A 5,556-nucleotide genomic window follows, 5' to 3' on the forward strand; every position below is an offset into this window, starting at 1 on the left:
TCAGAGCACGTCCGGCCCCCGCGCCGCGCCGGTGCCGCCGGTGGCGGTCGGGCGGTACGGGGGCCGGTGCTACCCGGTTTTTCGCGGGCGGGTCACCCGGTCGGCGTAGGTCTACTTGGACACGGTGTCGTCGACCTTCGTGACCTCGCCGGAGCGGATCTTGTCCCGGAAGTTCCGGACCTCACGCTTGACCACCGGCATCAGCAGGTAGAGACCGATGATGTTGAACAGCGCGAGCAGGAACAGCGCCGCGTCGGTGAGGTCGAGCACCGAGCTCAACGTCAGCACCGAGCCGACGACGATGAAGCCCAGGAAGATCGCCTGGTAGATGCGCTCGCTGGCCTTGGTCTTGCCGAACAGGAAGGTCCAGGCCTTCTGCCCGTAGTAGCCCCAGGTGATCATCGTCGAGATCGCGAACAGCACGACCGCGACGGTGAGCACGTACGGGAACCACGGGAGCACGGTGGCGAACGACTCGGACGTCACCGTGACGCCATCGGCGGTCTCGCCGGACTCGACGTAGGCGTTCTTCGCGTCCTGCCAGAACTGGGTGCGGGCGATCACGATGGTCAGCGCCGTCATGGAGCAGACGATCACCGTGTCGATGAACGGCTCGAGCAGGGCGACGAATCCCTCGCTGGCCGGGTGCCGGGTCTTGACCGCGGAGTGCGCGATCGGGGCCGAGCCGAGCCCGGCCTCGTTGGAGAACGCCGAACGCTGAAGACCGATGATCAGCGCGCCGATGGCGCCGCCGACCACGCCGTCGGCGGTGAACGCGCCGCCGACGATGTCGGCGATCGCGGCGGGCACCTCGGTGACGTTGACGAGGATGACGATGAGGCAGGCGGCGACGTAGACGATGCCCATCATGGGCACGAGCCGGCTGGTGACCCGGCCGATCGACTTGATGCCGCCGATCACCACGGCACCGACGACGGCGGCGAGGATGATGCCGAACACCAGGGCCGAGCCGTCGCTGCCGAACAGGCCGTCGTCGCCACCGGTGACGTCGCGCAGCTGCGCGTAGGTCTGGTTGGCCTGGAGCATGTTGCCGCCGCCGATGCCGAAGGCGAGCAGCATCAGGGCCGCGAGCACGGCGAGCACCTTGCCGAGACCCGCGCCGAAGGCGTTCGGGAAGCGCTCGGCGATGCCCTTGCGCAGGTAGTGCATCGGGCCACCGGAGACGGTGCCGTCCTCGTGAATCTCGCGGTACTTCACACCGAGGGTGCACTCGACGAACTTGGTGCACATGCCGAAGAGGCCGGCGAGGATCATCCAGAACGCGGCGCCCGCGCCGCCAATGGTCACGGCGATACCGACACCGGCGACGTTGCCCATCCCGACCGTGCCGGAGCATGCCGAGCTCAGCGCCTGGAAGTGGGTGATCTCGCCGGGGTCGTCGTCGCGACTGTACTTGCCGCGCAACAGCTCCAGGGACAGCTTGAAGCTGCGGAACTGCACGAACCCGAAGTACAGCGTGAAGACGATCGCGGCGATGATCAGCCAGGCCACGATCCAGGGGAAGGAGATACCGAACACGCCGACCTCGGCGAAGACGAAGCCGTAGATCGCGTCGGAGACCGGGGCGACCGTCGTGTTGATCCATTCCTCGATCGAGGCGAGGGTCCCTCCCTCGGCCGCGAGGATGTGCGGGGCTGTGTCGGCCGGTGGGCTCGACGAGGCAGCCGTGGCGATGTTCACAGACATGGTCCGGTATCTGACCCTAAAGGGGCACCGCTGACAAGAGGGCGCCGAAACATGTTACGCAACGTTACCTCCCGAGGTGGTCAGCGGAGTTGCCCTTGAGTGGAACACACTCAACTTTTCTTACGTTGTCCTTGTCGAAGGCCCGTGCCGCGGCACGAGTGCGGGGTGGGGCGGTGGCCTGGACCCGAGCCCTCGCGTCGAGTTCCTGGCACACCTGATAACCCCGGCACGGGCGCCCGGAGCCGACAACACGACAGGGACCCACTGAAGAGGTGAGGGATGGACGCGTTCAACCCGACCACGAAGACCCAGCAGGCGATCTCCTCGGCGGCGCAGGCCGCCACCATGGCGGGCAACCCGGAGATCTCCCCGGCGCACCTGCTCGGGGCCCTGCTCGCGCAGAGCGACGGGCTCGCCCAGCCGTTGCTGACGGCGGTGGGGGCGGACTCCGGCGTGGTGCGCAAGGAGCTCGAGCCGATCACGTCGGGCCTGCCCTCGGCGACCGGGGCGACCGTGTCGTCCCCGCAGTTCGACGCGCACGCGGTGAAGTCGCTGACCCACGCCCAGAAGCTCGCCACCGAACTCGGCGACGAGTACGTCTCCACCGAGCACGTGCTGGTGGGACTCGCCGCCGAGGGCGGTCCCGTGGCGGGCCTGCTCCAGAAGCACGGGGCGACCGCCGACGCACTGCGGGAGGCGTTCACGCGGGTGCGTGGCTCGGCACGGGTGACCAACCCCGATCCCGAGGGCACCTACAACGCGCTCGAGAAGTACGGCCTCGACCTCACCGACCGCGCCCGGTCGGGCGACCTCGATCCGGTGATCGGGCGGGACACCGAAATCCGGCGGGTGGTGCAGGTGCTCTCGCGCCGCACCAAGAACAACCCGGTGCTCATCGGCGAGCCGGGCGTGGGCAAGACCGCGATCGTCGAGGGGCTCGCGCAACGCATCGTCGCCGGTGACGTGCCCGAGTCGCTGCGCGGCAAGCGGGTGGTGGCCCTCGACCTCGGCTCGATGGTCGCGGGCGCGAAGTACCGGGGTGAGTTCGAGGAACGGCTCAAGGCGGTACTCGCCGAGATCAAGGATTCCGAGGGTCAGGTCGTGACCTTCATCGACGAGTTGCACACCATCGTCGGCGCGGGCGCCGCGGGCGGCGGCGACTCGTCGCTGGACGCGGGCAACATGATCAAGCCGATGCTCGCGCGCGGTGAACTGCGCATGGTCGGTGCCACCACGCTGGACGAGTACCGCAAGCACATCGAGACCGACGCCGCACTGGAACGCCGCTTCCAGCAGGTGCTGGTCGGGGAACCGTCCGTTGAGGACGCGGTCGGCATCCTGCGCGGGTTGAAGGAGCGCTACGAGGTCCACCACGGTGTGCGGATCACCGACGCCGCGCTCGTGGCCGCCGCGACGCTGTCCGACCGCTACATCACCGCGCGGTTCCTGCCGGACAAGGCCATCGACCTGGTCGACGAGGCCGCGTCCCGGCTGCGCATGGAGATCGACTCGCGCCCCGTGGAGATCGACGAGGTCGAGCGCACGGTCCGGCGCATGGAGATCGAGGAGATGGCGTTGTCCAAGGAGGACGACCCCGTCTCGCGGGAGCGGCTGGAGACGCTGCGCGCGGAGCTGGCAGCCCGGCGCGAGGAACTCACCGCGCTCACCGCGCGCTGGCAGAACGAGAAGGGCTCGATCGAGCGGGTCCGCGAGCTCAAGGAACAGCTCGAACAGCTACGTGGGGAGGCCGAACGCGCCGAACGCGACGCGGACCTCGGCCGGGCTGCCGAGCTGCGCTACGGGCGCATCCCCGCGCTGGAGAAGGAACTCGACGAGGCCACGCGTGCCTCGGAGGAGGCCGAGACGGCCGAGGTCATGCTCAAGGAGGAGGTCGGGCCCGACGACGTGGCCGATGTCGTCAGCGCGTGGACCGGCATCCCGGCGGGCAGGCTGCTGGAGGGTGAGACCGGCAAGCTGCTGCGTATGGAGGACGAGCTGACCCGCCGCGTGGTCGGCCAGGCCGACGCCGTCAAGGTCGTCTCCGACTCGGTGCGCCGGGCCCGCGCCGGGGTGGCCGACCCGGACCGGCCCACCGGTTCGTTCCTGTTCCTCGGGCCCACCGGGGTCGGCAAGACGGAGCTGGCCAAGGCACTGGCCGAGTTCCTGTTCGACGACGAACGGGCGATGCTGCGCATCGACATGAGCGAGTACAGCGAGAAGCACTCGGTGGCCCGGCTCGTCGGCGCCCCACCCGGCTATGTCGGCTACGACCAGGGTGGTCAGCTCACCGAGACCGTGCGCAGGCGGCCGTACTCGGTGGTGCTGCTCGATGAGGTGGAAAAGGCCCACCCCGACGTGTTCGACGTGCTACTCCAGGTGCTCGACGACGGCAGGCTGACCGACGGGCAGGGCCGCACCGTCGACTTCCGCAACACGATCCTGGTCCTGACCTCGAACCTCGGCTCGCAGGCTATCGCCGACCCGTCGTTGACCGAGCAGCAGCGCACCGACTCGGTGATGGCCGTGGTGCAGCAGCGGTTCAAGCCGGAGTTCCTCAACCGCCTCGACGACATCGTCGTCTTCCACGCGCTGGACACCGAGCAGCTCGGCGCGATCGTCGACATCCAGGTCGAGCGGCTGGCGCGGCGGCTGGCGCAGCGCAGGCTCACCCTTGAGGTCACCCCGGCCGCGCGGGAGTGGCTCGCGCTCAACGGCTACGACCCGATCTACGGCGCCCGGCCGCTGCGCAGGCTCGTGCAGTCGGCCATCGGTGACGAGCTGGCGCGCAAGCTGCTCGGCGGGGACGTCCGCGACGGCGACACGGTCCACGTCGACGTGCCGGAGGGCCTGGACACCGGCGACGGCCACCTGACGGTGGCGAGCGTCTCCTGACCCCGCGCCCCTCCCCTCCCTTGTTGGCGTGTCGGCTTGTTGGCGTGTCGGCAAGGCCTCCTTTACTGCACTGAGCGCAGTGAAGGAGGCCTTGACGGCACCCGGCCGCCGGCGCGCGCGGGTGGGGTGATCGGAAATGCTCCGAACGAGTCGGGGCGACACGGCCCGCTGATCTTGGTCGGTGGCTCGTGCGGGCTACCCTGTGCGCCGTGGGTATTCCAGCGTGGATCTGGTTCGTCATCGCCGCCGTCGCAACGGTGGCCGGCCTCGCCCTGCTCACCGTCGACCGCGCCAGGGAAAGTTCGCGCAACCGCGAGCGCGCACGCTGGGCCGAGCTGCGCGGATGGCAGTACGTGGAGGAGGACGAGCGGCTGCCGCGTCAGTGGACGGGCGGCGCGATCGGCTACTTCGCGGCACAGGGAGCGGTCAACGTCGTGGCGGGCTCGACGTTCACCTCCGACGGGCGTCGCCCGGTGTTCGTCTTCGACATCGAGTCCGACGGGGTGATCCCCGCCGTGATCGTCGCGGTGCGGTGCAACCGCGTGCACCCGGTCCTGCTCGAACTGTGGCTCGCCAGCGTGCCGTTCCAGCGCGCCGAGATGCCCGAGCTGCTGGGCCCGGTCGGGCAGCGTTACGCCTTCGCCGACGACGTCGGCGCGGCCCGCGCGCTGATCAGCCAGGACCTCGTGGACGCCGCCGACGGGCTCGGTGGCGACGTGGGCGTGGCGTGGCTGGAGAGCGAGTGGGTGATGGCGAGCGTGGCCCCGAACGTGGGCCCCTCCCGGCTGGAGCGGTTACTGCGTGACCTCGGCGAGATCGCCGACATCGTCGACCCGTTCGAGGAGGACCCGGCGCCCGCCGCGGCCGCCTTCGTCAACGCCGATGCCGACCGCGCCGAGCTGGACCGCGCCGAGCTGGACCGTACCGAGCGTGGCCGCGCCGAGCCGACGGGCACCG

General features: G+C 69.8%; 3 protein-coding genes. 2 read left to right on the top strand and 1 reads right to left on the bottom strand.

The window, feature by feature from the left end; all coding sequences use genetic code 11:
• Positions 1-111 precede the first annotated feature (111 nt).
• Complete coding sequence (locus tag SACSA_RS0116600) at positions 112-1,707, bottom strand: alanine/glycine:cation symporter family protein (protein ID WP_028661958.1); 1,596 nt, start codon at positions 1,705-1,707, stop codon at positions 112-114.
• Between the two features lie 279 nt (positions 1,708-1,986).
• Here SACSA_RS0116600 and clpB point away from each other — a divergent pair, with 279 nt between their 5' ends.
• Positions 1,987-4,599, top strand: coding sequence for an ATP-dependent chaperone ClpB (gene clpB, locus SACSA_RS0116605; protein ID WP_019818856.1), 2,613 nt, complete (start codon positions 1,987-1,989; stop codon positions 4,597-4,599).
• A gap of 209 nt (positions 4,600-4,808) precedes the next feature.
• Positions 4,809-5,556: type III secretion system chaperone family protein (locus tag SACSA_RS23450; protein ID WP_019818858.1), on the top strand; the 748-nt coding region annotated here is incomplete at its 3' end.

This window comes from Saccharomonospora saliphila YIM 90502 (assembly GCF_000383795.1).
GTDB lineage: Bacteria > Actinomycetota > Actinomycetes > Mycobacteriales > Pseudonocardiaceae > Saccharomonospora > Saccharomonospora saliphila.

Excerpts from the sequence above, each read along its gene's own strand:
- SACSA_RS0116600 (WP_028661958.1), bottom strand. The coding sequence starts at position 1,707 with ATGTCTGTGAACATCGCCACGGCTGCCTCGTCGAGCCCACCGGCCGAC.
- clpB (WP_019818856.1), top strand. The coding sequence starts at position 1,987 with ATGGACGCGTTCAACCCGACCACGAAGACCCAGCAGGCGATCTCCTCG.